Origin of the sequence: Hydrogenophaga sp., from assembly GCF_011772445.1 — a bacterium.
Classification (GTDB): domain Bacteria; phylum Pseudomonadota; class Gammaproteobacteria; order Burkholderiales; family Burkholderiaceae_C; genus Hydrogenophaga.
In genome coordinates, this window is the sequence record NZ_WVZN01000017.1 from 83584 (window position 1) to 109687 (window position 26104).

At 69.1% G+C, this 26104-nt stretch carries 28 protein-coding genes and 3 riboswitches; of the genes, 16 read left to right on the top strand and 12 right to left on the bottom strand.

Translation table 11 applies throughout. The features are described 5' to 3' along the window. Positions 1-11: 11 nt before the first annotated feature. From gcvP to GTO19_RS07260, 5 genes are all read right to left on the bottom strand, one after another. Positions 12-2921, bottom strand: a complete 2910-nt coding sequence (gene gcvP, locus GTO19_RS07240; protein WP_291019737.1) for an aminomethyl-transferring glycine dehydrogenase — start codon at positions 2919-2921, stop codon at positions 12-14. Positions 2922-2947: 26 nt separating this feature from the next. After that, a complete protein-coding gene (gene gcvH, locus GTO19_RS07245; RefSeq protein WP_291019740.1) occupies positions 2948-3325 on the bottom strand; it encodes a glycine cleavage system protein GcvH in 378 nt (125 codons plus the stop codon). Between the two features lie 18 nt (positions 3326-3343). Continuing rightward, positions 3344-4480 carry a glycine cleavage system aminomethyltransferase GcvT gene (gene gcvT, locus GTO19_RS07250; RefSeq protein WP_291019742.1) on the bottom strand — a complete coding sequence of 379 codons (1137 nt, stop codon included), beginning with the start codon at positions 4478-4480 and terminating at the stop codon, positions 3344-3346. A gap of 57 nt (positions 4481-4537) precedes the next feature. After that, positions 4538-4641: riboswitch (glycine riboswitch) on the bottom strand. A 12-nt stretch (positions 4642-4653) separates the two neighbouring features. Next, a riboswitch (glycine riboswitch) is annotated at positions 4654-4750 on the bottom strand. 63 nt (positions 4751-4813) lie between these two features. Continuing rightward, positions 4814-5320 (bottom strand): hypothetical protein, encoded by a 507-nt coding sequence (locus GTO19_RS07255; RefSeq protein WP_291019745.1) that lies wholly within the window; start codon positions 5318-5320, stop codon positions 4814-4816. Between the two features lie 134 nt (positions 5321-5454). Beyond that, positions 5455-7140, bottom strand: coding sequence for an electron transfer flavoprotein-ubiquinone oxidoreductase (locus GTO19_RS07260; protein ID WP_291019748.1), 1686 nt, complete (start codon positions 7138-7140; stop codon positions 5455-5457). 133 nt (positions 7141-7273) lie between these two features. On the opposite strand from GTO19_RS07260, the gene GTO19_RS07265 reads away from it, so the two are divergent. The 3 genes from GTO19_RS07265 to GTO19_RS07275 are packed head-to-tail and all read left to right on the top strand — an operon-like array spanning position 7274 to position 9456. After that, positions 7274-8056 (top strand): SDR family oxidoreductase, encoded by a 783-nt coding sequence (locus tag GTO19_RS07265; RefSeq protein ID WP_291019751.1) that lies wholly within the window; start codon positions 7274-7276, stop codon positions 8054-8056. Next, the gene (locus tag GTO19_RS07270; protein WP_291019755.1) at positions 8057-9037 is read left to right on the top strand and encodes a DMT family transporter; all 981 of its coding nucleotides are present in this window, start codon (positions 8057-8059) and stop codon (positions 9035-9037) included. Beyond that, positions 9034-9456, top strand: a complete 423-nt coding sequence (locus tag GTO19_RS07275; protein WP_291019758.1) for a thioesterase family protein — start codon at positions 9034-9036, stop codon at positions 9454-9456. Before GTO19_RS07270 ends, GTO19_RS07275 begins: the two co-directional genes overlap by 4 nt. A gap of 24 nt (positions 9457-9480) precedes the next feature. On the opposite strand, the gene GTO19_RS07280 is transcribed toward GTO19_RS07275, so the two are convergent. Then, positions 9481-10236 carry an IclR family transcriptional regulator gene (locus GTO19_RS07280; RefSeq protein ID WP_291019761.1) on the bottom strand — a complete coding sequence of 252 codons (756 nt, stop codon included), beginning with the start codon at positions 10234-10236 and terminating at the stop codon, positions 9481-9483. 170 nt (positions 10237-10406) lie between these two features. Between GTO19_RS07280 and GTO19_RS07285 the strand changes: the two genes are divergently transcribed. Genes GTO19_RS07285 through GTO19_RS07320 form a run of 8 tightly spaced genes read left to right on the top strand, consistent with a single transcriptional unit; the run spans position 10407 to position 18251 of the window. Next, positions 10407-11327 (top strand): tripartite tricarboxylate transporter substrate binding protein, encoded by a 921-nt coding sequence (locus tag GTO19_RS07285; protein ID WP_291020132.1) that lies wholly within the window; start codon positions 10407-10409, stop codon positions 11325-11327. 20 nt (positions 11328-11347) lie between these two features. Next, a complete protein-coding gene (locus tag GTO19_RS07290; protein WP_291019764.1) occupies positions 11348-12031 on the top strand; it encodes an RraA family protein in 684 nt (227 codons plus the stop codon). Next, the gene (locus tag GTO19_RS07295; protein WP_291019766.1) at positions 12028-12960 is read left to right on the top strand and encodes an NAD(P)-dependent oxidoreductase; all 933 of its coding nucleotides are present in this window, start codon (positions 12028-12030) and stop codon (positions 12958-12960) included. Before GTO19_RS07290 ends, GTO19_RS07295 begins: the two co-directional genes overlap by 4 nt. A gap of 6 nt (positions 12961-12966) precedes the next feature. Further along, positions 12967-14040: a cyclase family protein gene (locus GTO19_RS07300; protein WP_291019769.1), complete on the top strand. Its 1074-nt coding sequence runs from the start codon at positions 12967-12969 to the stop codon at positions 14038-14040. Between the two features lie 42 nt (positions 14041-14082). Continuing rightward, a complete protein-coding gene (locus GTO19_RS07305; protein WP_291019772.1) occupies positions 14083-15054 on the top strand; it encodes a tripartite tricarboxylate transporter substrate binding protein in 972 nt (323 codons plus the stop codon). Positions 15055-15068: 14 nt separating this feature from the next. Beyond that, positions 15069-16028, top strand: a complete 960-nt coding sequence (locus GTO19_RS07310; RefSeq protein WP_291019774.1) for a tripartite tricarboxylate transporter substrate binding protein — start codon at positions 15069-15071, stop codon at positions 16026-16028. Positions 16029-16034: 6 nt separating this feature from the next. Continuing rightward, positions 16035-16988: an SMP-30/gluconolactonase/LRE family protein gene (locus GTO19_RS07315; protein WP_291019776.1), complete on the top strand. Its 954-nt coding sequence runs from the start codon at positions 16035-16037 to the stop codon at positions 16986-16988. Positions 16989-16997: 9 nt separating this feature from the next. Then, positions 16998-18251, top strand: coding sequence for a PQQ-dependent sugar dehydrogenase (locus tag GTO19_RS07320; RefSeq protein ID WP_291019778.1), 1254 nt, complete (start codon positions 16998-17000; stop codon positions 18249-18251). Between the two features lie 16 nt (positions 18252-18267). Here GTO19_RS07320 and GTO19_RS07325 read toward each other — a convergent pair whose 3' ends face one another. Next, on the bottom strand, positions 18268-18564 hold the full coding sequence (locus GTO19_RS07325) for a DUF5666 domain-containing protein (protein ID WP_291019780.1): 297 nt from the start codon (positions 18562-18564) through the stop codon (positions 18268-18270). Between the two features lie 116 nt (positions 18565-18680). Beyond that, the gene (locus tag GTO19_RS07330) at positions 18681-19271 is read right to left on the bottom strand and encodes a peroxidase-related enzyme (RefSeq protein WP_291019783.1); all 591 of its coding nucleotides are present in this window, start codon (positions 19269-19271) and stop codon (positions 18681-18683) included. A 101-nt stretch (positions 19272-19372) separates the two neighbouring features. On the opposite strand from GTO19_RS07330, the gene GTO19_RS07335 reads away from it, so the two are divergent. Together GTO19_RS07335 and GTO19_RS07340 are read left to right on the top strand one after the other, a co-directional pair. Then, complete coding sequence (locus GTO19_RS07335) at positions 19373-19759, top strand: carboxymuconolactone decarboxylase family protein (RefSeq protein ID WP_291019786.1); 387 nt, start codon at positions 19373-19375, stop codon at positions 19757-19759. Between the two features lie 36 nt (positions 19760-19795). Further along, positions 19796-20758 carry a Bug family tripartite tricarboxylate transporter substrate binding protein gene (locus tag GTO19_RS07340; RefSeq protein ID WP_291019789.1) on the top strand — a complete coding sequence of 321 codons (963 nt, stop codon included), beginning with the start codon at positions 19796-19798 and terminating at the stop codon, positions 20756-20758. Positions 20759-20767: 9 nt separating this feature from the next. Here GTO19_RS07340 and GTO19_RS07345 read toward each other — a convergent pair whose 3' ends face one another. Then, positions 20768-21505, bottom strand: a complete 738-nt coding sequence (locus GTO19_RS07345; RefSeq protein WP_291019792.1) for a helix-turn-helix transcriptional regulator — start codon at positions 21503-21505, stop codon at positions 20768-20770. 199 nt (positions 21506-21704) lie between these two features. Here GTO19_RS07345 and iaaH point away from each other — a divergent pair, with 199 nt between their 5' ends. After that, a complete protein-coding gene (gene iaaH / locus GTO19_RS07350; RefSeq protein ID WP_291019794.1) occupies positions 21705-23207 on the top strand; it encodes an indoleacetamide hydrolase in 1503 nt (500 codons plus the stop codon). 109 nt (positions 23208-23316) lie between these two features. On the opposite strand, the gene GTO19_RS07355 is transcribed toward iaaH, so the two are convergent. From GTO19_RS07355 to GTO19_RS07365, 3 genes are all read right to left on the bottom strand, one after another. Further along, positions 23317-23496 carry a HepT-like ribonuclease domain-containing protein gene (locus GTO19_RS07355; RefSeq protein ID WP_291019796.1) on the bottom strand — a complete coding sequence of 60 codons (180 nt, stop codon included), beginning with the start codon at positions 23494-23496 and terminating at the stop codon, positions 23317-23319. A gap of 38 nt (positions 23497-23534) precedes the next feature. Further along, the gene (locus tag GTO19_RS07360; protein ID WP_291019799.1) at positions 23535-23819 is read right to left on the bottom strand and encodes a nucleotidyltransferase family protein; all 285 of its coding nucleotides are present in this window, start codon (positions 23817-23819) and stop codon (positions 23535-23537) included. A gap of 78 nt (positions 23820-23897) precedes the next feature. Continuing rightward, the gene (locus GTO19_RS07365; RefSeq protein ID WP_291020135.1) at positions 23898-24452 is read right to left on the bottom strand and encodes a PAS and helix-turn-helix domain-containing protein; all 555 of its coding nucleotides are present in this window, start codon (positions 24450-24452) and stop codon (positions 23898-23900) included. A gap of 97 nt (positions 24453-24549) precedes the next feature. Between GTO19_RS07365 and GTO19_RS07370 the strand changes: the two genes are divergently transcribed. Further along, positions 24550-25257 carry a CoA transferase subunit A gene (locus GTO19_RS07370; protein WP_291019801.1) on the top strand — a complete coding sequence of 236 codons (708 nt, stop codon included), beginning with the start codon at positions 24550-24552 and terminating at the stop codon, positions 25255-25257. A 1-nt stretch (position 25258) separates the two neighbouring features. Beyond that, on the top strand, positions 25259-25894 hold the full coding sequence (locus tag GTO19_RS07375; RefSeq protein WP_291019804.1) for a 3-oxoacid CoA-transferase subunit B: 636 nt from the start codon (positions 25259-25261) through the stop codon (positions 25892-25894). A gap of 26 nt (positions 25895-25920) precedes the next feature. Next, positions 25921-26100: riboswitch (yybP-ykoY riboswitch) on the top strand. Positions 26101-26104: the final 4 nt, after the last annotated feature.

Genomic DNA, 26104 nt, shown 5'->3' on the forward strand with positions numbered 1-26104 from the left:
TGGCTAGCCACTCAATCCGCCAGATCCCCCATCGGCACGCAGCTGCAGAACAGGTTGCGGTCGCCGTAGACGTTGTCCACGCGGCCCACCGGCGGCCAGTACTTGGCGTGCGCGCGCGTGTCGAGCACGGCGGCGCCCGCGTCGCGCGGGTAGGCGTGCGTCCACTCGCCCTTGAGCAGGCTGGCCGCGGTGTGCGGCGCGTGCTTCAGCGGGTTGTCGTCCTGCGGCCATTCGCCCTTCTCGATGCGGCGGATCTCCTCCCGGATGGCGATCATGGCGTCGATGAAGCGGTCGATCTCCTCCAGCGTCTCGCTCTCGGTGGGCTCCACCATCAGCGTGTTGGCCACCGGGAAGGACAGCGTGGGCGCGTGAAAGCCGTAGTCGATCAAGCGCTTGGCCACGTCCTCGGCCATCACGCCGCTGCTGTCCTTGAGGTCGCGCAGGTCCAGGATGCACTCGTGCGCGACGTGCCCGTTGGCACTGGCGTACAGCGTGGGGAAGTGGTCTTTCAGACGGGTGCTGATGTAGTTGGCCGAGAGAATGGCGGCCTCGGTGGCGCGCTGCAGGCCCTCGGCCCCCATCATGCGGATGTACATCCACGAGATGGGCAGCACGGCCGCATTGCCCAGTGGCGCGGCCGAGATGGCCCCCACGCCATTGACCGGCAGGCCTCCCGCCGCGTGGCCGGGCAGGAAGGGCACCAAGTCCTCCACCACGCAGATCGGCCCCACGCCGGGTCCGCCGCCGCCGTGCGGAATGCAGAAGGTCTTGTGCAGGTTGAGGTGGCACACGTCGGCGCCGAACTCGCCGGGTGCGGCCACGCCCACCAGGGCGTTCATGTTGGCGCCGTCCACGTAGACGCGGCCGCCGTGCTGGTGCACCAGGGCGCAGAGTTCCTTCACCTGCGTCTCGAACACGCCGTGCGTGCTGGGGTAGGTGATCATCACCGCGGCCAGGTTCTTCGAATGCAGCTCGCACTTGGCCTTCAGGTCGGCCAGGTCCACGTTGCCGTTCTCGTCGCACCTGGTCACCACCACCTGCATGCCCACCATCTGCGCGCTGGCGGGGTTGGTGCCGTGCGCGCTGCTGGGGATGAGGCAGATGTTGCGGTGGCCTTCGCCGCGCGAGCGGTGCCAGGCCTGGATGACGAGCAGGCCCGCGTACTCGCCCTGCGAGCCCGCATTGGGTTGCAGGCTGATGCCGGCGTAGCCCGTGGCTTCGCACAGCCAGTCGCGCAACTGCTGGTCGAGCAGGGTGTAGCCCTCGCGCTGGTCGGCGGGCGCGAAGGGGTGCACGTTGGCGAACTCGGGCCAGGTGATGGGGATCATCTCGCTGGTGGCGTTGAGCTTCATGGTGCAGGAGCCCAGGGGGATCATGCTGCGGTCCAGTGCGAGGTCCTTGTCGGACAGCATGCGGATGTAGCGCAGCATGCCGGTCTCGCTGTGGTGCGTGTTGAAGACCGGGTGGGTGAGGTAGGCGCTGCTGCGGCGCAGGGCCTCGGGGATCAGCGGCTCCACGCCTTTCTCGAAGGCGTCGAAGGAGGGCAGGGCCTGGCCGTCTTTGGCGAAGATGCGCCACAGCAGCACGATGTCCTCGCGCGTGGTGGTCTCGTCCAGGGTGACGATGAGGTACTCGTCCCAGGCCTTGCGCAGGTTGGCGCCATGGGCGACGGCGCGCGCGGCGATGGCGTCCGTCCGTGCCTTGTCGGTGTGCAGGCACACGGTGTCGAACACGCCCTGTTCGCCGTGGTGCGTGTCGGTGTAGCCCAGTTGCGCCAGGCCCTTGGCCAGGATGGCGGTGTAGGCCGCCACGCGCTGCGCGATGCGCTTGAGCCCATGCGGGCCGTGGTACACGGCGTACATGCCGGCGATCACCGCGAGCAGCACCTGCGCGGTGCAGATGTTGCTGGTGGCCTTCTCGCGGCGGATGTGCTGCTCGCGCGTCTGCAAGGCCAGGCGGTAGGCGGGCTTGCCGTGCGCGTCCACGCTCACACCCACCAGGCGGCCGGGCAGGCTGCGCTTGAACTCGTCGCGGCAGGCCATGTAGGCGGCGTGCGGGCCGCCGTAGCCCATGGGCACGCCGAAGCGCTGCGTGGTGCCGACGACGATGTCGGCGCCCATCTCGCCGGGCGGCTTGAGCAGCGTCAGGGCCAGCAGGTCGGCGGCGACGATGAAGGCGGCCTGCTTGCCATGCACGGCGGCGGCGTCCTGCGTCCAGTCGTGCAGCCAGCCGCTGGAGGCGGGGTACTGCGTGAAGGCGGCGAAGTAATCATCGGCCGCGAGCATCGAATTCCATTCCTCGCCCGACATGGCGATGCGCACCTCGAGCCCCAGTGGCGCCGCTCGCGTCTGGATCACCTCGATGGTCTGCGGGTGCACGTCGCCCGACACCACGAAGGCATTGCCCCTGGCTTTCACCGAGCGCTTGGCCAGCGTCATGGCCTCGGCAGCGGCCGTGGCCTCGTCGAGCATGGACGCGTTGGCGATGGCCATGCCCGTCAGGTCCGTCACCATGGTCTGGAAGTTGAGGAGCGCCTCCAGGCGGCCCTGCGAGATCTCGGCCTGGTAGGGCGTGTAGGCGGTGTACCAGGCCGGGTTCTCCAGGATGTTGCGCAGGATGACGCCCGGCGTGTGCGTGCCGTGGTAGCCCTGGCCGATGAAGCTCTTGAGCAGCTTGTTCTTCTGCGCAATGCCTTTGAGTTCGGCCAGCGCGGCGGCCTCCGTGAGCGGCGCAGGCAATTGCATGCCCTGGCGGCGCGCGATCGCGCGCGGCACGATGCTGTCGATGAGCGCGCGGCGCGAGGCCTCGCCGATGACCGAGAGCATGTGACGTTCGTCGGTTTCGGTGACGCCGATGTGGCGCGCGACGAACTCGCTGGGGTTCTCGAGTTCGCCCAGGGGCTTGACGGAGGGCATGAGCATGGCGGGCCTCGGTGGCGGAGAAAAGGTCAGGCGTTGTCCTTGACGAACTTCTGGTAGGCCGGCTCGTCCATGAGCGGATCGAACTGGCTCATGTCCTTGATGAGGACCTTGAAGAACCAGCCATTGCCCAGCGGGTCGCTGTTGGCCAGCGAAGGGTCGGCGCGCAGGGCCTCGTTGACCTCGGTCACTTCGCCGTCCAGCGGCATGTAGACGTCGGCCGCGGCTTTCACCGATTCCACGACACCGGCCACCTCGCCCTTGGCGTAGCTTCGGCCCACCTCGGGCAGTTCGACGAACACCACATCGCCCAGCGCGTCCTGCGCATGCAGGGTGATGCCGACGACGGCGGCCTCGTGGTCCTCGAGCTGGATCCACTCGTGATCGGGGGTGTATTTGACGGTCATGGTCGGTCTCCTGGGCGTTCAGCCACGGTGGTAACGGTTGGGGACGAAGGGCAAGGCGGATACCTGCATGGGCACGGCCTTGCCGCGCACCATGGCGTTCAGTCGCGTGCCCACGGCGGCGAAGGCCGGTGGCACGTAGCCCATGGCGATGGGCTGGTTGATGCTGGGGCCGAGCAGGCCGCTGGTGACTTCACCGAGGCGCTCGCCGGCCTCGCTCTGCAATTCGGTGTGCTCGCGCACCGGTACGCGTTCCCGGGCGATCAGGCCGACGCGCACGCGCTGCGGCGGCGTGGTGCCGTCGAGTTGCGCCAGCACGCGATCGGCGCCGGGGAAGCCGCCCGCGCGTGCGCCGCCCGTGCGGCGCACCTTCTGCATGGCCCAGTTCAACGCGGCCTCCACGGGCGTGGTGGTGGTGTCGATGTCGTTGCCGTAGAGGCACAGGCCGGCCTCCAGGCGCAGCGAGTTGCGCGCGCCCAGGCCCACGGGCTTCACTTCGGGCTGTTCGAGCAGGGCGCGCGCGAAGGCCTCGGTGTCGGCAGCGGCCAGGGAAATCTCGAAACCGTCCTCGCCGGTGTAGCCGCTGCGCGTGATGAAGAGCGATTGGCCTTGCCAGGCGAAGGAGCCACCGGTCATGAAGACCAGCTTCTCGACGCCGGGCACCAGGCGCTGCAGCGCCGCTACGGCCTGCGGGCCCTGCAGCGCGAGCAGGCCGCGGTCGAACTGCGGCTCGATGGTGCAGCGCGCGCCGATGCGATCGGCGATGTGCTTGAGGTCGCCGTGCTTGCAGGCGCCGTTGACGATGACGAAGAGATCCTCGCCCCGGTTCACGAACATCAGGTCGTCGATGACCGTGCCCTCGTCGGTGAGCAGCAGGCCGTAGCGCTGCTTGCCGGGCGCCAGGCCGATCACGTCCACCGGCATCAGGCTTTCGAAGGCGGCGGCCGCGTCGGGGCCGATCAGCCGCAGCTGGCCCATGTGCGAGACGTCGAACAGGCCGGCGGCGCTGCGCGTGTGCAGGTGCTCGGCCATCAGGCCCGCCGGGTATTGCACCGGCATGCTGTAGCCCGCAAAAGGCACCATGCGCGCGCCCAGTTCAAGGTGCAGCGCGTGCAGCGGGGTCTGAAGGAGATCGGAGGAGGCGTCGGAGGCGGACAAGGCGGGCTCGCTGGCGGGGGCAGGCCCCTCGCGGGGCGGGACACGGGCTCATCCGTGCGCTGCCCCACTGTCCGCTTTACCTGAGAGATTCACGCGGGCGATGCCGCGCTTGCTCCTTCGGTGGACCCCATCGGGTGGGGCCTCTCTCCAGGGGGGATCGCCTGCCGTTCGGCGGGCGTCTGCCAGTCCTTTTGCCTGAGCGTTCGGGGCCGTTCCAGCCTCCTGCGCCTTCGGCGGTTCCTCGAAGGAACGCTCTCCTGACAATGCGGCGGATTCTAGCCGGGAAGCCGGCGTGCACGGCGCCCGACCCTGATCCGCGCCGGGGCGGGCCGCTCAGGCTTCCTGCAGCGCCGACTCCGGCAGCACCTTCGCCAGGCGCTCACGGATCGACGCCGCGCGTTCCGCCCCCGCGACGCGCTCGATCTCGGTGAGCATCTCCTGGCCCACGGTCATCATGCTGTTCGCGTCACGCGCTTCACGCAGCGCCTGACGGAAGCGGTCGGCCAGGGCGCGGTCGCGCGCGGCGAACATGCGGTCCGACAGGTCGAACAGGAACATGCGCGCGCTGGCGAGGGAGCGCGGGCCGCTGAAGGTATCGACCGAACCGCGCGGCGGCGGAGGCACCGGGCGCGCGGGTGGTGCCGCGGGCGCCTGTTCGATGAGGTAGCCACCGGCGATCAGCGCCTCCACCATCGCGCGGCCTTCGCCGTGGAAGAGGGCGTTGAGGGAATCGGTGGACTTGCGGCCGTCGGCCACGAGCAGGATGGCGCGCTCGCGTTGGCCCAGCGTGCGCTGGCCGGGCAGGAGTTCGCTGCGGCCTTTGTCGGTCTTGATGAGCATGGCGTTTCGCAGGGTGCTGCAGAATAAGCAGCACTCTGGGCAGGCCGGATGACGGTTGCGTTACAGCGGACGCAAAAAGGCCGCCCGTGGGCGGCCTCTCGGGGATCGCGTGAGGGACGTCACGCCACGGGCGCTCACATCCCCGCGTAATTCGGCCCGCCGCCGCCCTCGGGCGTCACCCAGACGATGTTCTGCGTCGGGTCCTTGATGTCGCAGGTCTTGCAGTGCACGCAGTTCTGCGCGTTGATCTGCAGGCGGTCCTCGCCGGTGTCGGTCTTCACGAATTCGTACACGCCGGCCGGGCAGTAGCGGCTCTCGGGACCCGCGTACGTCGCCAGGTTCACCTGCACCGGCACCGTGCTGTTCTTCAGCGTCAGGTGCGCGGGCTGGTTTTCTTCGTGGTTGGTGTTGGAGACGAAGACGCTGGAGAGCCGGTCGAAGGTGAGCACACCGTCCGCCTTGGGGTAGGCGATCTTCGGCATCTGGTCGGCCGGCTTCAGGTACTCGTGGTCGGGCTTGGTTCGGTGCAGGGTCCAGGGCGGGGCGCTCACGCCGATCTTGGGCAGCAGCCACTGCTCGATGCCCGTCATGAGCTTGCCCATGAGCGGGCCCTTCTTGAACCAGGCCTTGAAGTTGCGCGTCTGCCAGAGTTCCTCGTGCAGCCAGCTCTTCTCGAAGGCGGCGGGGTAGGCGCTCAATTCGTCGCTGGAGCGGCCGGCGGTCACGGCCTCGTACGCGGCCTCGGCACACAGCATGCCGCTCTTGATGGCCGCGTGGCTGCCCTTGATGCGCGCGGCGTTGAGGTAACCCGCGTCGCAGCCCACCAGCGCGCCGCCGGGGAACACGGTCTTGGGCATGGCCTGCGGCGTGCCGTTGTTGATGGCGCGCGCGCCGTAGCCCAGGCGCTTGCCGCCCTCGATGTGCGCCTTGATGGCCGGGTGCGTCTTCCAGCGCTGCATCTCCTCGAAGGGCGAGAGCCAGGGGTTGCTGTAGTCCAGCCCGATGACGAAACCCAGCGTGACCTTGTTGTCCTCCAGGTGGTAGAGGAAGCCACCGCCGAAGGTGTCGTCCGTCATGGGCCAGCCGGCGGTGTGCACCACCAGGCCGGGCCTGGCCTTGTCGGCCGGGATCTCCCACAGCTCCTTCACGCCGATCGCCCAGCTCGACGGGTCCTTGCCCTTGTCGAGGTCGAACTTGCCGATGAGCTGCTTGCCCAGGTGGCCGCGCGCGCCTTCGGCGAACACCGTGTACTTCGCGTGCAGTTCCATGCCGAGCTGGAAGGCCTCGGTGGGCTCGCCATCCTTGCCGATGCCTTGATTGCCGGTGGCCACGCCTTTCACCGAGCCATCGTCGTTGTAGAGGATCTCGGCGGCGGTGAAGCCCGGGAAGATCTCCACGCCCAGTGCCTCGGCCTGCTCGGCCAGCCACTTCACCACATTGCCCAGGCTGATGACGTAGCAGCCGTCGTTGTGGAAGTTGCGCGGCATCAGGAAGTCGGGCGTGCGGCTCGACCCCGTCTCGCTGAGCATGAGCAAGTCATCACCGGTGACGGGCTGGTTCAGCGGCGCGCCGCGCTCCTTCCAGTCGGGGAACAGTTCGTTGATGCCGCGCGGGTCCATCACGGCGCCGGAGAGGATGTGCGCGCCCGGCTCGGAGCCTTTCTCCAGTACGCAGACGTTGACCTCGGTGCCTTTTTCGGCGGCCAGTTGCTTCAGGCGGATGGCGGTGGACAGGCCGGCAGGGCCGGCGCCGACCACGACCACGTCGTATTCCATGGCTTCGCGGGGGCCGAACCGGGCCAGGATCTCGTCATGCGTCATGGGGGGTCTCGCTCATAATGTTTGACAGCCTCCGGCCGCTCTCCTTTGCGAAGGGCTCTTGTCCCGGAGTGGACCGCATTTTATGCGGCGAGCGCACAAAATCGAACGACCGTTCACATTTGGGAGCCTCAGCATGGCCTACACCCTCGATCTCTCGGGCCGCGTGGCCCTCGTCACTGGCGCGTCCAGCGGACTGGGCGCGCAGTTCGCCAAGACCCTGGCCCAGGCCGGCGCGGCCGTGGTGCTGGCCAGCCGCCGCACCGACCGACTCATGAACCTGCGCGCGCACATCGAGGCCGAGGGCGGCGCGGCGCACGTGGTGGCGCTCGACGTGACCGACCTGGCCTCCATCAAGGCCGCCATCGCGCACGCGGAGACCGAGGTCGGTCCCATCGACATCCTGGTCAACAACTCGGGCGTGAGCACCACGCAGCGCCTGCAGGACGTGACGGAGGCCGACTACGACTTCGTCTTCGACACCAACACCAAAGGCGCCTTCTTCGTGGCGCAAGAGGTGGGCAAGCGCATGATCGCGCGCGCCAAGGGCGCGGCACCGGGCACCTTTGTGGGTGGGCGCATCGTCAACATCGCGTCCATGGCCGGGCTGAAGGTGCTGCCGCAGATCGGCGTGTACTGCATGAGCAAGGCCGCCGTGGTGCAGATGACCAAGGCCATGGCGGTGGAGTGGGGCCGCTTCGGCATCAACGTCAACGCCATCTGCCCCGGCTACATCGACACCGAACTCAACCACGAGCACTGGCAGACCGAGCAAGGGAAGAAGCTCATCGAGATGACGCCGCGCAAACGCCTGGGCCAGGCCAGCGACCTGGACGCGCTGCTGGTGATGCTGTGCTCGAACGAAAGCCATTTCGTCAACGGCGCCGTGATCGCGGCCGACGACGGCTTCGGTGCGTAGATGGGCACCCCCCGCGCCGCCTTCGGCGTCACCCCCCGAGGGGCAACACCTGCGGCCGGGCAAAGCCCGTTCCGCGGTGTGTCCGGGGTTGGGGTCCTCGCTGGCCTCGGGGCTGGCGCTTTCTGGGGCACCACGTTCGTCGCCCCTTTGGTCCTGCCCGAGTTCGGCACGGTCGATCTCACCGTGGGCCGTTTCCTCGCCTGCGGGCTGCTGTCGATCGTGCTGCTGCTGTGGGCCGCGCTGCGTGGCGAGGCGCGCTGGCCCACGGCGCCGCAGGCCTGGGCCGCACTGGGCCTGAGCCTGCTGGGCTATACGGGCTATTACCTGCTGCTGGTGCTGGCCATCCAGGCCGCGGGGGCGGCGCTGCCGGTGCTGATCATCGGCACCATTCCGCTGTGGGTCATGCTGCTGGGCAAGCCGCAGGGCCTGCGCTGGCGCGCGCTGCTGCCGGGGCTGTTGCTCACGGCCGCGGGCATCGCGCTGATGATGCAGTCCAGCGCGCACGGTGGCGGCGCAGGCGCCGGTTCCAGGCTGTGGCTGGGCGTGCTGCTCGCGGCATTGGCCACGGCGTCGTGGACGGCCTTCGGCCTGCTCAACGCCCGCTGGCTGGCGCGCCACCCCGAGGTCAACTCCACGCTGTGGGCCAACTGGCTGGGCGTGGCCGCCGGGCTGGGTGCCATCGGCATCGCGGCGGTGGCGGGCAGCGCGCCCGCCGAGCTCATCGCGCAGCCGCGCGTCGGCCTGTTCGTGGTGGTGAGCCTGGTCACCGGCATCGGCGCGGCCTGGGTCGCCTCGGTGCTGTGGAACATGGCCAGCCGCCGGCTCAGCCCCAGCCTCGCGGGCCAACTCATCGTGAGCGAGACCGTGTTCGGTCTGCTCTACACCTTCGTCTGGAACGGCCTGTGGCCCGCCGCCGTGCAGTGGCTGGCGTGCGCGCTGTTCGTGCTGGGCATCCTCGCCTCCATCCGCGCCCACCGATGAAATTCGAACTGCCCGAGAAGAAGAAACAGGTCCACCAGATGCGCATCCCCATCCGCTGGGGCGACATGGACGCCATGGGACACGTGAACAACACGGTCTACTTCCGCTACCTGGAAACCATCCGCATCGACTGGATGCATTCCATCGGCTGCGAACCCGACCCGCGCGGCGAAGGCCCGGTGATCATCAACGCCTTCTGCACCTTCCACAAACAGCTCGAGTTCCCGGGCGAGGTGATCGCCACCATGTACGTGAGCGACGCGGGCCGCAGCAGCTTCGAGAGCTGGTGCACGCTCACGCGCGCCGACGACCCCGACACGGTCTACGCCTCGGGCGGGGCCACCACGGTGTGGGTGAACTTCCCGCAGCAGAAGTCGGCTCCGATCCCGCCCTTGCTGCGCCAGCACCTGGAGGGCTGATCCGCGAGCGGCGCGCCAGCCCGCTCACGGATGCCAGTTCGAGACCACGGGCGGCGTGTTCGCCGAACGGCTTCCCGCCAGGGCGTACGACAGTTCGTTCGCTGCGCGGATGACGTGCTGCGCGTACTTGTCGAGCTTGCTCTTTTGCAGGCGCGAGCTCGGGCCGGAGATGCACATCGAACCCAGCAGGCGCCAGCTCAGGCCGAACACCGGAGCGGCCACGCTCGACACCTCGGGCTCGCGTTCGCCCAGCGAGAGGTGGTAGCCGCGCTTGCGGATGCTTTCGTAGGGTTCGCCCCGTTCGCCGCTGAAGGCCAGGATGACGCGCCCGGGCGCGCCCTTGTCCAGCGGCAGCCGCTCGCCGATGCGCACGTGGTGCCGCACCGAATGCGGGCCTTCGACGCGTGAGATGCAGGCGCGGATCGACCCTTCCCTGACGTAGAACGAGGCGCTTTCCCCGGTGAGCGCCACCAGCTCGCGCAACACCGGCTCCACGACGAGGTTCACGTCGAACCCGCGTTGGTACCGCGCGCCCAGCCAGCCGGTGGCCGGGCCCAGGCGCCATTGCCCGTCGTCCTCCTGGACCATGTAGTGCGACAGCGCGAGCGTGCGCGCCAGCCGCAGCACGGTGGTCTTGTGGATGCCGGTGCGCCGGCTCAGCTCGGCGAGCGAGAGCGTCGATTCACCGGCCTGAAAGGCCTCCATCAGCGAGAGCGCGCGCGTCACGGCGGTCACGCCGCCCGGGCCACCGGCTTCTTCGTTGTCGTCGGGGTTTCGCATACTGCACCTCGTTTCGTTGTGCGCAACGGCATTGTACGGAGCGCAACCCTTGTCCAGAATCCGGGCCACAGCGAAAGCGATCGCTGCACAACGATGGAGACAAGACAGTGAACATCACCCGCCGCACCGTCACGGGGCTCGCCCTCGCCACCACCTTCGCCGCTGCCTTCATGGGCAGCGCCCACGCCCAGGCCTGGCCCAACAAGCCCATCCGCTTCGTCGTGCCGTTCCCGGCCGGCGGCGGCACCGACCTGATCGGGCGCGAACTCACGCAGAAGATGACCGAGGCCACGAAGTGGAACTTCGTGATCGACAACCGCCCGGGCTCGGGCGGCAACATCGGCATCGACAACGTCGCCAAGTCACCCCCCGATGGCCACAGCCTCGTGCTCGGGCAGACCAGCAACCTGGCGATCAACGCCACCCTGTACGACAAGCTGCCCTACGACCCGGTCAAGGACCTGACGCCCATCTCCCTGGTGGCCAGCGCGCCGCTGACGCTGGTGGTGGCGACGAACTCGAAGTACCGCACCCTGTCCGACATCGTCGCGGCTTCCAAGGCCAAGCCCGGCTCGATCAACTTCGCGACTTCGGGCAACGGCACGGTGGCCCACCTGGCGATGGAGCTGTTCCAGCGCGAGGCCGGCATCAAGCTGATGCACATCCCCTACAAGGGCGCGGCGCAGGGCATCAACGACGTGATGAGCGAGCGGGTGGAGGTCTATGTCTCGTCCATCCCCACGCTGCTGGGCCACATCAAGAACGGCAAGCTGCGCCCGCTGGTGGTGACCTCGCTCAAGCGAGTGGACGACCTGCCGGACGCGCCCACCATCGCCGAGTCTGGCTACAAGGGCTTCGAGGCCGTCACCTGGTTCGGCGTGCTCGGCCCGGCCAACCTGCCCGCGGACGTCGTGGGCCGCTTGAACACCGAGATCAACAAGGCCTTGCAGACCCCCGCGCTGCAGAAGCAGTTGAGTGACCAGGGCGCCGACGTGCTGGGTGGCTCGCCCGAGCAGTTCGGCAAGCTGATCCGTGACGACATCGTCCGCTGGGGCAAGGTCGTCAAGGACTCGGGCGCCAAGATCGATTGACCCACCCTCAGGAAACCACCGTGTCCCTTCCCGATATCGTGCGCGACTTCGATCGCGTGTCTCCCGAACTGGTGCAACAGGCGGGCGCCTTTCAGGCCGCCATCCTGGCCGACGTCAACGGCCGCCGCGGCGCGCTGCACGGCCGCATCAGCGCGCTGCGCCCGAGCATGCAAGTGGCGGGCACGGCGTTCACGGTGGAGGTTCGTCCCGGCGACAACCTCATGATCCACGCGGCCATGTCGCTGGCGAAACCGGGCGACGTGCTCGTGATCGATGGCAAGGGCGACCAGACCGCCGCGCTCATGGGCACCATCATGATGACCGCCTGCCAGAAGCTGGGCATCGCGGGCGTGGTGGTTGACGGCGCCGTGCGCGACTCGCTCGAGATCGAGGAGATGGGGTTTCCGGTGTTCAGCGTGGGCACCAACCCCAATGGCCCCACCAAGCTGGTGCCGGGCCGCATCGGCCACCCGGTGTCGGTGGGTGGCGTGACCGTGCGCCCCGGCGACCTGGTCGTGGGCGATGCCGACGGCGTGGTGGTGATCGAGCGCGAGGCCGTGGCCGCGCTGATCCCGCTGGCCGACAGGAAGGTGAAGGACGAGGCCGCGCGCATCGCCGCGATCCAGCAGGGTGACACGGCCGCCAAGTGGCTCGACGCCGCACTGCGCGCCGCCGGGGTGCTCAAGGAAGGAGAGCGGCTGTGAGCCATGCCGTGGCACTCAAGCCCGCGCTGCTGGTCACCGCGGCCGACCTGGCCCCGCAGGCACTGGCTCTGCTGAGCGACTTTCACATCGTCTACGCGGGCAAGACGCCCACCGACGAGGACATCGTGACCTTGTGCCAGGCGCACAACCCCGAGGCCATCATCGTGCGTTACGGCAAGGTGGGCGCGGCCGCCATGGACGCGGCGCCCGCGCTGCGCGTGATCTCCAAGCACGGCAGCGGCACCGACACCATCGACAAGGTGGCGGCCCAGGCGCGCCACATCGAAGTCCGTGCCGCCGTGGGCGCCAACGCCGCGGCGGTGGCCGAGCAGGCCCTGGCGCTGCTGCTGGCCTGTGCCAAATCCGTGCCCCGGCTCAACGCCCGCATGCATGCGGGCTGGTGGGACAAGGCCACGCACAAGAGCGTGGAGCTGGCGGGGCGCACCGTGGGCCTGGTGGGCCTGGGCGCCATCGGCCAACGCTTCGCGCGCATGGCCCTGGCCATGGAGATGCGCGTGATCGGTTTCGATCCGTTCGCGAAAAGCCTGCCCGCCGGCATCGAGGCCGTGGACCTGGCCACGCTGTGGCGCGAGTCGGACGCGATCTCACTGCATTGCCCGCTCACCGCGGACAACCGCGGCCTGCTCAACCGCGAGAGCCTGGCCCTGTGCAAGCCCGGCGTGATCGTGGTGAACACCGCGCGCGGGGGGCTGATCGACGAGCCCGCGCTGCTCGACGCGGTGCGTTCGGGCCAGGTGGCCTGCGCCGGCCTGGACAGCTTTGCCGTCGAGCCCATGACGGCGGGTCATCCCTTCCACGGCGAAGAACGCATCATCCTCAGTCCCCACATCGGCGGCGTGACGTCGGACGCCTACGTCAAGATGGGCGTGGCGGCGGCCGAGAACGTGCTGTCGGTGCTGCACGCCTGACCCGCCATGGCCCGACGTTGGACACACGCGCCCGAGGGCGCGCGCTGGGGGGAGTTCGGCCCGGACGACCAGCGCGGCCGCATGAACCTGGTGACGCGCGAGAAGGTGCTGCAAGGTGTGGCCGAGGTGCGCGAGGGCCTGAGCTTCTGCCTCTCGCTGCCGCTTGACCTGCCTGGTGGCGCCAGCATGAACCCGCGCCGCCAGCCGCCGCAGCGCTTCTCGGTGATCCGCAACGGCGCCAGCGCCGGCCAGCAGGGCTTTTGCTGGTCCTACGCGTCGGAAGACCCCGAGCTCACGGACGTGGTCAACGACGACGTGGCCCTGCTCAGCCTGCAGTACTCCACGCAGTGGGACAGCCTGGCCCACATGGGCAGCCTGTTCGACGCCGACGGCGACGGCGTGGCCGAGGCGGTGTTCTACAACGGCTACCGGGCGGGCGAACACATCCGGCCCGGCGCCGAAGACCCGCAGGCCACGCAGGCCTTCGCGCGCTACCCCGGGCCGCAGGCCGATGCGTTGGGCATCGAACACCTCGCGGAGCACGGCGCCCAGGGCCGGGGCGTGATGATCGACCTCGAACACCACCTGGGCCGCCGCCGCCAGGCCGTGGGCTACGACGCGCTGATGCGCATCCTCGAGGCCGACGGCATCGAGGTGGAGAGCGGCGACATGGTGTGCCTGCACACCGGCTTTGCCGACACCCTGCTGGCCATGAACCGCCAGCCCGATCTGCAGACCCTGCACGCCACGGGCAGCGGTCTCGACGGCTGGGACAGCCGGCTGCTCAACTGGATCGTCGACGTGAAGCTGGCCTGCCTGCTCGCCGACAACCCCGCGGTGGAATTGGTGGTGCCCAAGCTGGCCCGGCCCGCGGGCGGCCCCGCGCTGCGCCAGCCGCGCTTGCCGCTGCATGAGCACTGTCTGTTCAAGAACGGCATTCACCTCGGTGAGCTCTGGTACCTCACGGCGCTGGCCCGCTGGCTGCGCGCGCACGCGCGCCACCGCTTCCTGCTCACGGCGCCGCCCTTGCGGCTGCCGGGCGCGGTGGGTTCGCCCGCCACGCCCATCGCCACGGTTTGACACCCCCGGGCTCTCCCAGCCCTTCACCACAAGGAGACACCCATGAGACAAGGCCTCAAGAACCTGCTGACCGCCTGCCTCGCGGCCGCCGCATTGTCGGCGCCTGCGGCCCGCGCGGCCTGGCCCGAGAAACCCATCCGTTTCGTCGTGCCCTACGCGGCCGGCGGCGCGGCCGATGCGCTGGCGCGCACGGTGGCCACCGAGCTGACGCAGCGTTTGAAGCAGTCGGTGATCGTGGAGAACAAGCCCGGCGCGGGCGGCACCATCGGCGCCATGACCGTGGCCTCGGCGCCCGCCGATGGCCACACCTTCCTGTACGACGCCACGGCTTTCGCGGTCAATCCCTCGCTCTACCCCAAGCTCGGCTTCAGCTATGGCAAGGACTTCGTGCCCATCGCGATGGTGGCGCGCATCCCGACCCTGCTGGTGGTACCGGCCAACTCGCGCTTCAACAGCGTGGCCGAGCTGGTGACGTACGCCAAAGCCAACCCGGGCAAGCTGTCCTACGCCTCGGCGGGCAACGGTGGCGCCGCGCACCTGAGCGGCGAACTCTTCAAGCAAGGCCATGGCCTGGCCATCGTGCACATTCCCTACCGCGGTGGCGCCCCGGCGCTCACCGATCTGTCGGGCGGCACGGTGGATCTGATGTTCAGCGCCGTGACCGCGTCGGGCCCGCTGGTGAAGGCGGGGCGGATCAAGGCGCTGGCCACCGCTTACGACAGCCGCCTGGAGGGCATGCCCGAGACGCCGACCATCGCCGAGACCGGCCTCAAGGGCTTCAGTGCCTACGAATGGAACGGCATCTTCGCGCCCGCCGGCACGCCGCCCGACATCGTCAGACGCATGGAAACCGAGATGCGCGAGGTGTTGTCATCGCCCGCCATGCGCGAACGGCTGCAGGGCCAGGGGGCGCTGCCCGCGAGCGGTGGCGCGAAGGAACTCGACGACTTCGTGGCCGCAGAAACCGCCAAGTGGGCGCGTGTGATCAAGGCCGCCCGCATCACCATCGACTGAACAGGAGACACCCCATGAACACCCGACACCTCTTGGCCATTGCCTTGATGCTGGCCGCCTCGGCCACCCACGCCCAGGACTGGCCGACCAAGACCGTGCGGATCATCGTGCCCTACGCACCCGGTGGTGCGGTGGATGCCGTGACGCGCAAGATGGCCGCCAAGCTGCAGGAGCAGACCGGGCAGAGCTTCATCGTCGACAACCGGCCCGGCGCCACAGGCACCATCGGCGTGTCCGCGGCCGCACGCTCGGCGCCCGACGGCTACACCCTGGTGGCCAACGACACCACCTTTGCGCTGCTGCCGCACATCTTCAAGAAGCTGCCCTTCGACCACGACAAGGACCTCGAGCCCGTGGGCGCCTTCGTGTTCGCGCCCATGGCGGTCGCGGTGCGCGCCGAGTCGCCGTACAAGTCGCTCGACGAGATGCTGCGTGCCGCCAAGGCCGAACCGAACAAGCTGAGCTATGGCACGGGCGGCCCCGGCACCATGCCGCACTTCGCCAGCGAAGCCCTGGGCATCGCCACCGGTGCGCGCTTCCTGCACGTGCCGTTCAAGGGCGCGGGCGAGGCGACGCAGGCGCTGCTCAGCGCCACCATCGACTACCAGATCGCGTCCACGCCCGGCGTCATCGGCCCGGTCAAGGGCAACCGCATCCGCCTGCTCGCCATCAGCGGCGACAAGCGCCTGCCGGCGCTGCCGCAGGTGCCGACGTTTGCCGAGGCGGGCGTGAAGGACTTCGGTGTCATCAACTTCACCGGCCTGTGGGCGCCCAAAGGCACGCCGCAGGACGTGATGGACCGGTTGCAGAAGGAGATCGCCACCGCCATGGCCTCGGCCGACATGAAGGCCTATGCCGAAGGCATTGCGGCCGAGCCCGGCCACTGGGACGCGGCCACCTTCGCGCGCAACCTCAAGGACCGCACGGCGTATTGGGGCAAGATCGCGGCCCATTCCGCGTTCGAGAAGCAGTAAGAAGCCATGTTCCTGCCGCACCCCCCCGCCTTGCGCGACGCCGAGGTCTTCACCCGACTGCCGGACAGCTTCCGGCGCCCGGACAGCCGCTCGAGCTGGGGCGAGGCGAACCGCCCGGGGCAGGTGACCGACAGCTTCCTGGAAGGGCCGGTGTTCGATGCGGCAGGCAATCTGTACGTGACCGACATCCCGTTCGGCCGCATCTTCCGTGTCGACGCGAGCGGCGCCTGGTCGCTGGTGGCGGAATACGACGGCGAGCCCAACGGCATGAAGTTTCTCAACGAGCGGGAGCTGCTCATCGCCGACTACCGCAACGGGCTCATGGCGTGCGAACTCGCCAGCGGCGCCGTGAGGCCCTACCTGGAGCGCCGAAACAGCGAGCGCTTCAAGGGCATCAACGACCTGGTCTTCGACACCCGGGGCAACCTGTACTTCAGCGACCAGGGCCAGACCGGCCTGCACGACCCGACCGGGCGTCTGTACCGCCTCCGGCCCGATGGGCGGCTCGACCTGCTGCTGTCCAACGTGCCCAGCCCCAACGGTGTGGCGCTGTCGCCCGACGAGCGCGTGCTGTACCTGGGCGTGACGCGGGGCAACGCGGTGTGGCGCGTGCCCTTGCTCGAGGACGGCAGCGTGTCCAAGGTCAGCGCCTTCTTCACTTCGTACGGGCCCAGCGGGCCGGACGGCCTGGCGGTCGACGCATTGGGCCGCGTGATCGTGGCGAACCCGGGCCTGGGTTACGCCTGGGTGCTGAATGCGCGCGCCGAGCCGGTGGAAGTGATCCGCAGCCCGGCGGGCGCGTCGCTGACGAACGTGGCCTTTGGCGGGCCCGAGCGCAAGACCTTGTACTGCACGGAATCGGTGAGCGGTTCGGTGCTGCGCGTGGCCATGTCGGCACCGGGCCTGCCGCTCGCGCGCGGGTCACAAATGCTTGCATCCCCGGGCGGCGATGGGGCCTAGCATGGACCGATGGTCCGTTTTCCCCTCCCAGGTCTGAGCCACGCCCTCGTTGCGCTGGGGCTGTGCGGCGCGCTGTGGTCCTGCGGGGGCGGCGGCGGTGGGGACTCCGGTGAGCCGGGTGGTGGCGGTGGAAGCCAGCCTCCGGGCTCGGGCAACACACCGGCCTTCATTCCCACCACCACGCCGGTCACCGTGACCGAAGTGGCCGCGGGCCTGTCCAATCCCTGGGGCCTGGCCTTCCTGCCCGATGGCCGCATGCTGATCACGGGACGCACGGGGCAGTTGTGGCTGCTGTCGGCCGACGGGTCCACGCGCCAGTCCATCTCGGGTCTGCCCTCGGGTCTGAGCACGGGCGGGCAGGGCGGCCTGCTCGACGTCGCCCTCGACCCGTCCTTCGCGGCCAACCGGCGCGTCTACTTCACGTTTTCCGAGGTCGATCCCGGCAACGCCTCCATCAACGGCACCGCGGTGGCGCGCGCCGAACTCGACACCGGCTCATCGAGCCTGGTCGGCCTCACGGTGATCTACCGCCAACTGCCCAAGGTGGCCAGCAGCGGCCACTTCGGCTCGCGGCTGGTGTTCGACAACAGCGGCCACTTGTTCGTCACGCTGGGCGACCGCCAGAACGCCGACCAGGCCCCGTTCGCGCAGGACCTTTCACGGGGCAACGGCAAGGTGGCGCGCATCGAGACCGACGGCGATCCCGCGCCGGGCAACCCCTTCGCGGCGATCGGCCCGCAGGCGCACTTCTGGAGCTACGGACACCGCAACCCGCAAGGCGCCGCCCTTCATCCGGGCACGGGCGAGCTGTGGATCAGCGAGCACGGACCGCAGGGCGGCGACGAGATCAACCGAGTGCTCGCGGGTCTCAACTACGGTTGGCCCGTCATCAGCCACGGCCAGCAGTACGGCACCACCACCCAGTGGGGCGAGGGCACGGCCAAGGCCGGCATGGAGCAACCGGTGTCGGTGTGGGAAACGCGCGATGGCACGCCCTGGACGTCCGGTCAGAAGAGCTCCACCGCGCCCGCCGGCATGACCTTCTTCACCGGCAGCGGGCCCGCGCATTGGCAGGGCAGCCTGTTCGTTGGCGCGCTGGCGGGCCAGGCCCTGTGGCGCCTGCAGCTTGACGGCAACACGGTGGTGGGCCGCGAGCGCTTCCTGGCCTCCCTGGGCGAACGCATCCGCGACGTGCAGCAGGGCCCGGACGGGCGCCTGTACCTGCTGACCGACAGCGGGCGGCTGCTGCGCGTGAACGCGTGAGCGCCGCCCACCGGTCTTACTGCTTGCTCTTCTTGAACTCGATGTCGTCCGCGTACAGGCGGCCATCGCGGCGCTCGATGTCCACTTCCACGTAGTGGCCCTCGCGCAGGTCTTCGAAGCGCTTGTAGTCGTTCTCGTAGTCCGTCTTGTCGGTGACGTAGATCACCTCGCTGGCGATGGTGAAGCTGCGCGCGGTCTTGTCGATGGACTGGATGCGACCCTTCATGTCTTCCGCATGCGCGGCGCCCACGCCCAGGGCCAGGGCCGAGGCCAGCAGGAAGGCGTGCGTGCGGAACTTGTGGTGGGTGGACATGGTGAACCTCCTAAGTGATGGTGCGCTCATGAATCGAGCTGCACGCATCGTGCCGCCATTTGCGGCGGTTCTGCCGTGTCCGTCCGTAAACGAGGCCTTGTCCTACAGGGCCGGGTTCACGCGGCCGACTTGGCCTTGGGCACGCGTCCGAGCAGGTAGAACTCGGGGTTGGGCGCCATGCCCGTGACGTTGGCCATGCGGTTCGAGAGGCCGAAGAAGGCGGTGATGGCGGTGATGTCCCAGATGTCCTCGTCGTCGAAGCCGTGCGCGTGCAGGGCGTCCATGTCGGCGTCGTCCACCTCGTTGGAACGCAGGCAGACCTTCATCGCGAAGTCGAGCATCGCGCGCTGGCGCGGCGTGATGTCGGCCTTGCGGTGGTTCACCGCCACCTGGTCGGCCACGAGCGGCTTCTTCTCGTAGATGCGCAGGATGGCGCCGTGCGCCACCACGCAGTAAAGGCAGCCGTTGGCCGCGCTGGTGGCGGTGACGATCATCTCGCGCTCGCCCTTGGTGAGGCTGCCCGTCTCCTTGAGCATCAGCGCGTCGTGGTACGCGAAGAAGGCGCGCCACTCGGCGGGCCGGCGCGCCAGCGCGAGAAACACATTGGGGATGAAGCCGGACTTCTCCTGCACCTCGCGGATGCGGGCCTGGATGTCCTCGGGCAGGGTGTTGAGGTCGGGCAGGGGGTAGCGGTTTTTCTGGGGCATGGTGTGTCTCCTGGTCATGGGGTTCGGCCAGCGCCGAGTATCGGCGAGGCCTGCGGTATCGTTGCGCTCGTCATCGAACCACATGCCGCGAGGCCCTCTCCATGAACCTGCCCGACGACCCCGAATTCCAGCGTGGCCTGGCCATGCGCACGCAAGTGATGGGCGACGACTTCGTCGCCAAGGCCTTCGGCGGCATGACGCCGTTCACCGAGCCCATGCAGCACCACATCACGCGCCGGGCCTGGGGCGACGTGTGGCAGCGCGGCGTGCTGGACCTCAAGACGCGCAGCCTCATCACCGTGGCCATGCTGGCCGCACTGGGCAAGCAGCACGAGCTGAAAGGGCACGTACGTGGTGCGCTCAACAACGGCGCCACGGCCCAGGAATTGCAAGAGGTGCTGCTGCACGCAGCGGCCTACTGCGGCATTCCCACCGCCGTGGAGGCCTTCCGCACCGCCGCCAGCGTCGTCGATGGCGAAGGCGCCTGACCCATCACCCGTTTTTTCTTCTGGAGGACCCACCGCATGAACCCCATCCTGTCCCGCCGCGCGGCCATCGCCGCCACCCTGGCCCTGGCCGCCGGCTTCGCGCACGCGCAGTCCAATGTCCGCATCCTGGTGGGTTTCCCGCCCGGTGGCGGTACCGACGCCATCGCGCGCATCCTGGCCGAGAAGCTGCACACCGAACTGGGCACCTCCGTGGTGGTGGAGAACAAGCCCGGCGCGGGCGGCCAGCTCGCGGGCCAGGCCCTGAAGGCCGCGCCGGCCGATGGCAGCACGGTCTTCCTGAGCCACGACCACAGCGTGAGCATCCTGCCGCTGACCATGAAGAACCCGGGCTTCGATCCGTCGAAGGACTTCGTGCCCGTGGCCGGCTTCGCCACCTTCGTGAACGCCGTGGCGCTGTCCGGCGGCACGCCCGCGCGCGACTTCAAGACCTGGATCGACAGCGTGAAGGCCGCCGGCGGCAAGAGCACTGTGGGCATTCCCGCGCCAGCCTCCACGCCGCAGTTCGCGGTGCAGGTCATCGGCAAGCAATACGGCCTGGACCTGGTGGCCGCGCCCTACCGCGGCAGTGCGCCCATGATGGGCGACATGCTGGGCAACCAGATCCCGGCCGGCGTGGGATCGGTGCCCGACTTCATCGAGAACCACAAGGCCGGCAAGCTGCGCGTGGTGGCCGTGATGGGCACCCAGCGCCAGGCCGCACTGCCCGAGGTGCCGACCTTCAGCGAGCTCGGCATCAAGGGATTCGAAGACGTGCCGTACTACGGCATCTTCGCGCCCGCCGGCACGCCGGCGGCGGCGGTGGACAAACTCGGCGCGGCGGTGCAGAAGGTGATCGCCATGCCCGACGTGCGCGACAAGCTCTCGGCCATGGGGCTGACGGTGGGTTACATGAGCGGCGCGGAACTGGGCAAGCGCGAGAGTGCGTACCGCGAGGTCTGGGCCCGCATCATCAAGGACAGCGGGTACCAGCCGCAGTGAGGCGGAGGCTCAGAGCCTGTCCACCACCCGCGCCAGCGCCGCGCGCCGGTGCACGCCCAGCTTCTCGAACACGCGCTGCAGGTAGGTGCGCACGCTGGGCAGGCCGATGCCCAGCTCGCGCGCGATTTCCTTGTCGGTGAGGCCCTGGCCCACGCAGCGCGCCACGGCGGTCTCGCGCGGGCTCAGCAGGGCCAGCGCGGCGTCGCTCACGGCGGGGTCGGGCCGGCGCGCGTCGCGCGCGCGGCGCAGCGCGGCCGAGAAGGCCGGCTCGATGAACTGCAGCAGCTCGCGCTCGTGCGCGCCGAACTCGCGGCCCTGGCGGCCGCGCCAGATGCGCAGGTCGCCCAGCGCCTTGCCGCCGTCGAACGCGTGCAGGTTGATGCCCCAGTGCAGGCCGTCGCGCGCGAGGAAGTCGTTGAAGAACTCGCAGCGCAGCAGCTCGGCGCGCGGCATCACCTCGCTCACCAGCGTGGCCTGGCGGCGCTGCTGCAGGCGGAAGGTGATCGGGTCGCGGAACTGGTACCAGGCGTCGTAGCGGTCCAGGTTGGCCGGGTCCATGTTGATGGCCAGGCCGTGGTCGAAGCGGTTGGCGGCTTCGTCCCACACGTAGGACGCGAAGTGCTGGGCATGAAAGAGGTGCAGCAACTGCTCGCCCAGGCGCGCGCGGATGTCGCGCTCGTTCAGGTCCTGCGCCAGCAGGGCGAAGCAGGCGGCGAGCTGGCCTTGTTCGGTGGGCGAGAGGTGCATGGCGGGCGGGGAGTGGCGTGAACGTAGCGCGCGGGGCAGGGCGGGTCAATCCGGGCAAGTGAGGGGGCACGGCACAGCGGTGCAAGCGCCGTGCCGGACGGGGGGTTGTGGCGGGTCTGTCATCAATCCTCAGGACAGACGGCGGGCGCGCGCGGGCGCACAGTCGCCGGCCATGTCGTCCACTTCCGGAGCTTTTGCCATGCGCCGCTTTCCCCTGTTGTCCTCATTGGCCCTGGCCGCCGCGCTCGCCGGCTGCGCCAGCACCGGCGGCCCCGTGCCCGATCTGACGGCGCTCACCGCCAGCGAAGCCGCCGCCGCGGTGTGCAGCGGCCGCGTGAGCAGCGAGGCGCTGACCCGCGCCTACCTGGAGCGCGCCAAGGCACGCACCGCGCTCAACGCCTTCGTCACGCTCGACGAGCCCGGCGCCCTGGCGGCGGCGCGCGCGGCCGATGCCCGCCGGGCGAGTGGCGCGCCCTGCCTGCCGCTGCAGGGCGTACCCATCGTGGTGAAGGACAACATCGAGGCCGCCGGCCTGCCGGCCACGGCGGGCACGCCCGCGCTCAAGAACTTCGTGCCCAAGGCGGATGCCCCCGTGCTGGCGAAACTGCGCGAAGCCGGCGCCGTGGTGCTGGGCAAGACCAACATGCACGAACTGGCCTTCGGCATCTCGGGCTTCAACCCGGCCTACAACACCGGGCCGCAGCCGGGTGTGCGAAACGCCTACGACCCCTCCAAGATGGCGGGCGGCTCCTCATCGGGCACGGCGGTGGCCATCGGCAGCCGCATGGCACCGGCCGGGCTGGGCACGGACACCGGCGGCTCGGTGCGCCTGCCGTGCGCGCTCAACGGCTGTGCGTCCTTGCGACCCACCATGGGGCGCTATGCGCAGACCGGCATCGCACCCATCTCGCACACGCGTGACACCGCAGGGCCGATGGCGGTGTCGATGAACGACGTGGAGCTGATGGACCGCGTCATCGCGGGCGGCGCGCCGGTCGCCGCGGCCGATCTGCGTGGTGTGCGCCTGGGCCTGTCGCAGGCCTTCATGGCCAACCTGGACGCCGACACCCGCGCCGCCTTCGATGCCGCGCTGGTGCGCCTGCGCGGCGCGGGCGTGACGGTGGTGGACGTGCCCATGCCCACGCTGATGCAGCTCAACGGCATGGTGGGCTTCCCCGTGGCGATGTACGAGGCCCACGACGACATGGTGAAGTACCTGCGCGAGCGCGGCACCGGTGTGAGCCTGCAGCAGCTGGTCGCTGGCATCGCCAGCCCGGACGTGAAAGGGACGTACGAGGCCCTGGTGGTACCGCGCAAGCTGCCAGCGCCCGCGGGCCTGACCGACACCGAGCCGGTGTACCGCGCCGCGATGGCGACGCACCGGCCGGCGCTCATCAAGCTCTATGCGGACACCTTCGCGCAGCACCGCATCGACGCGCTGGTGTTCCCCACGGTGCCGCGGGTGGCAGCCGACGCGGGGCCGCAGAGCAGCAGCGTGGAGACATTCGGCCTGTTCATCCAGAACACCGACCCCGGGAGCAACGCGGGGCTGCCGGGGGTGCAGGTGCCGGTGGGCCTGGGCGCTTCTTCTCGTCTGCCGGTGGGGCTGGAGCTGGACGGGCCGGCGGGGAGCGATCGGCGGCTGGTGTCGCTGGGGATGGCGATCGAACGGCTGCTGGGGCGGGTGCCGGCGGGGCGGTGACTTTTGTCGGCCCGATTGTTGGCCGGTGTGTTTCGCTCGGGCGCCTCGCGGCCAGGACACCGACGCGCACTGTGAATTCGTCGTCAAGCAAGCGCGCAGCTTGATGACCTCAGGGCCGTTCGCCCATGCGTGTCTGCATGCGCTCCAGGGCCGCGGTCAGCGCTGGCAAGTCCTGTTCGATGAGGGTCTGGAGATTGCGGATCACCGCGTCCTGGACCAGACGCGACGCCTCGAAGTGAGCCTGCTCATCCCGGGTGTACTCGCGGATGCGCCGAATGCATTCGCGCATGTGCGCGAGAAGGATTCGGTCGCTGTCCCAATCGGGAATCACAAGGCCACCGCGTCAGCGAGCACCCGGTCGCGCAGCGCGGGGTGAAGACCGGTTTCGGTGACGATGTCCACCGGCCGTCCCAACAGGTCCTGCGCGTCCAGCAACAGGCCGCCGAGCGCAAGAGCGCTGGTCCCGGGGGCAAGAGTCACCAGCAGGTCCACGTCGCTGTCGTCGCGCGCCTGGTCTCGGGCCATGGAACCAAAGACGCGAACACTGGTGATGCCGCGGCGACGCGCCAGCGACAACAGTTGTTCGCGGTGGGATTCGATCAATGCATGCACCCGGCCAGTGTAGCGGCGGGCGTTCGGTCCGCAAAGGCGCTCGGAGCCCCGGTATCCGCGCTCAGGGCCGCCAGAGGGTTACCCCACCATCAACCGATGCACCAGGTCAGGCGTGCTGTGCGCCTGGTACTTGCGCATCAAGCGCGCCCGGTGCACCTCCACCGTGCGGTGGCTGATCGCCAGCAGCTTGCCGATCTGCTTGCTCGTGAGCCCGTCCATGATCAGCGCCGCCACCTCCCGCTCGCGCGCCGTGAGCGAGGCTCGCACCGGCCGGTGCGAACTCAGGTCCTCGAAGCTCCAGATGCCCGCCGCGTGCGGCGCGTGGCGGTCCACCGCGCGCCCCGTCACGTGGCACCAGAAGGTCTCGCCCGCCTGGCGCCCGCCCACGCGCTTCATGATGCGGTTGTCTGCATAGGTGCCGCTGCGCCCCAACAGCGGCGCCATGCGCGCGCCCAGGCGCTCGTACTCGTCGGCGCTGGGATAGAGGATCTGGAAGCTCTGCCCCACCAGCTGTTCGCGCGTGGCGCCGAACATCTCGCACAGGGCCTGGTTGCAGTCCACCATGAAGCGCTCGCGCGAGAGCGCCAGCCCCACGGGCGCCAGGTCGAAGGCCAGCCGGTAATCGATGTCCATCATGGTTGCCCTTTACGAAATACTACGTAAGCCGCTACGTAGTATCGTTGCGGTTTTCCGCATCCCCAGCAAGCAAGACCTTCCGGAGGCAATCCCCGTGAACAAGATCTACCCCAGCGCGGCCGCCGCGCTCCAGGGCGTGGTCGCCGATGGCCAGCTCATGGCCGTGGGCGGTTTCGGCCTGTGTGGCATCCCCGAAGCCCTCATCGACGCCCTGCGCGACAGCGGCGTCAAGAACCTCACCGTCATCTCCAACAACGCGGGCGTGGACGGCTTCGGCCTGGGCAAGCTGCTCGACACGCGCCAGATCAAAAAGATGATCAGCAGCTACGTGGGCGAGAACAAGGAGTTCGAGCGCCAGTACCTGGCCGGTGAACTCGAACTCGAATTCACGCCCCAGGGCACGCTGGCCGAGAAGCTGCGCGCCGGCGGCGCGGGCATCCCTGCCTTCTTCACCAAGACCGGCGTGGGCACCCTGGTGGCCGAGGGCAAGGAATTGCGCGAGTTCGATGGCGAGACCTACGTGATGGAGCGCTCGCTGGTGCCCGCCGTGTCGCTGGTGAAGGCGCACCGCGCCGACAAGAGCGGCAACCTGCAGTTCCGCTACACCGCGCGCAACTTCAACCCCGCCGTGGCCATGGCGGGCAAGGTCTGCGTCGTCGAGGTGGAAGAGATCGTCGAGACCGGCGACATCCACCCCGACCAGATCCACCTGCCGGGCATCTACGTGCACCGCATCGTGCACAACGCGAGCCCGGAGAAGCGCATCGAGAAGCGAACCATCACCGAGAAAGCGGGAGGTTGATATGCCCTGGACCCAAGACCAGATGGCCGCGCGCGCGGCGCAAGAGCTCGAGGACGGCTTTTACGTTAACCTCGGCATCGGCATCCCCACCCTGGTGGCCAACCACACCGGCACCAAAGAGGTGTGGCTGCAGAGCGAGAACGGCATGCTGGGCATCGGCCCCTTCCCGACGGAGGACGAGGTCGACGCCGACCTCATCAACGCCGGCAAGCAGACGGTGACCACCATCAAGGGCTCGTCGATCTTCGGCAGCCACGACAGCTTCGCCATGATCCGCGGCGGCAAGATCGACCTGTCCATCCTGGGCGCCATGCAGGTGAGCGAGAAGGGCGACCTCGCCAACTGGATGATCCCGGGCAAGATGGTCAAGGGCATGGGCGGCGCCATGGACCTCGTGGCCGGCGTGCCGCGCGTCATCGTGCTGATGGAGCACGTGGCGAAGAAGAAGGACGGCACCGAAGACCTGAAGATCCTGCCCAAGTGCACGCTGCCGCTCACGGGCGTGGGCGTGGTGGACCGCATCATCACCGACCTGGGCGTGATGGACGTGACGCCGCAGGGCTTGAAGCTCGTGGAGCTGGCGCCCGGCGTCACGCGCGAGTTCATCCAGTCCAAGACCGGCGTGACCCTGGTCTGATACCGGTGGCGGGTATACTGCCGCCCGCACCCGTCATTGGGGAGTAGCCGTCCGGCGCCATGCGCCGGGGTTCGCGTCAACACACTTGGCCCGCAGGCCATGGCGCGAACAGCCTTCCAGCCTGGCAAGACCTTTGACCGCACCGCCTCCGCACGCGCCGGGGAGGCGCTGCGGTCTTTGGTTTTTTTACGCCGGCCGTTGGAGTTCTCC

Coding starts and splice junctions, on each gene's coding strand:
- GTO19_RS07285 (WP_291020132.1), top strand. CDS start 10,407: ATGGGCAGCGCCCACGCCCAGGCCTGGCCCAACAAGCCCATCCGCTTC.
- GTO19_RS07265 (WP_291019751.1), top strand. CDS start 7,274: ATGGCCTACACCCTCGATCTCTCGGGCCGCGTGGCCCTCGTCACTGGC.
- GTO19_RS07345 (WP_291019792.1), bottom strand. CDS start 21,505: ATGCACCTCTCGCCCACCGAACAAGGCCAGCTCGCCGCCTGCTTCGCC.
- GTO19_RS07255 (WP_291019745.1), bottom strand. CDS start 5,320: ATGCTCATCAAGACCGACAAAGGCCGCAGCGAACTCCTGCCCGGCCAG.
- GTO19_RS07300 (WP_291019769.1), top strand. CDS start 12,967: ATGGCCCGACGTTGGACACACGCGCCCGAGGGCGCGCGCTGGGGGGAG.
- gcvH (WP_291019740.1), bottom strand. CDS start 3,325: ATGACCGTCAAATACACCCCCGATCACGAGTGGATCCAGCTCGAGGAC.
- GTO19_RS07310 (WP_291019774.1), top strand. CDS start 15,069: ATGAACACCCGACACCTCTTGGCCATTGCCTTGATGCTGGCCGCCTCG.
- GTO19_RS07315 (WP_291019776.1), top strand. CDS start 16,035: ATGTTCCTGCCGCACCCCCCCGCCTTGCGCGACGCCGAGGTCTTCACC.
- gcvP (WP_291019737.1), bottom strand. CDS start 2,921: ATGCTCATGCCCTCCGTCAAGCCCCTGGGCGAACTCGAGAACCCCAGC.
- GTO19_RS07335 (WP_291019786.1), top strand. CDS start 19,373: ATGAACCTGCCCGACGACCCCGAATTCCAGCGTGGCCTGGCCATGCGC.
- GTO19_RS07320 (WP_291019778.1), top strand. CDS start 16,998: ATGGTCCGTTTTCCCCTCCCAGGTCTGAGCCACGCCCTCGTTGCGCTG.
- iaaH (WP_291019794.1), top strand. CDS start 21,705: ATGCGCCGCTTTCCCCTGTTGTCCTCATTGGCCCTGGCCGCCGCGCTC.
- GTO19_RS07325 (WP_291019780.1), bottom strand. CDS start 18,564: ATGTCCACCCACCACAAGTTCCGCACGCACGCCTTCCTGCTGGCCTCG.
- GTO19_RS07330 (WP_291019783.1), bottom strand. CDS start 19,271: ATGCCCCAGAAAAACCGCTACCCCCTGCCCGACCTCAACACCCTGCCC.
- GTO19_RS07275 (WP_291019758.1), top strand. CDS start 9,034: ATGAAATTCGAACTGCCCGAGAAGAAGAAACAGGTCCACCAGATGCGC.
- GTO19_RS07260 (WP_291019748.1), bottom strand. CDS start 7,140: ATGACGCATGACGAGATCCTGGCCCGGTTCGGCCCCCGCGAAGCCATG.
- GTO19_RS07340 (WP_291019789.1), top strand. CDS start 19,796: ATGAACCCCATCCTGTCCCGCCGCGCGGCCATCGCCGCCACCCTGGCC.
- GTO19_RS07355 (WP_291019796.1), bottom strand. CDS start 23,496: ATGCGCGAATGCATTCGGCGCATCCGCGAGTACACCCGGGATGAGCAG.
- GTO19_RS07305 (WP_291019772.1), top strand. CDS start 14,083: ATGAGACAAGGCCTCAAGAACCTGCTGACCGCCTGCCTCGCGGCCGCC.
- GTO19_RS07280 (WP_291019761.1), bottom strand. CDS start 10,236: ATGCGAAACCCCGACGACAACGAAGAAGCCGGTGGCCCGGGCGGCGTG.
- GTO19_RS07375 (WP_291019804.1), top strand. CDS start 25,259: ATGCCCTGGACCCAAGACCAGATGGCCGCGCGCGCGGCGCAAGAGCTC.
- GTO19_RS07365 (WP_291020135.1), bottom strand. CDS start 24,452: ATGGACATCGATTACCGGCTGGCCTTCGACCTGGCGCCCGTGGGGCTG.
- GTO19_RS07270 (WP_291019755.1), top strand. CDS start 8,057: ATGGGCACCCCCCGCGCCGCCTTCGGCGTCACCCCCCGAGGGGCAACA.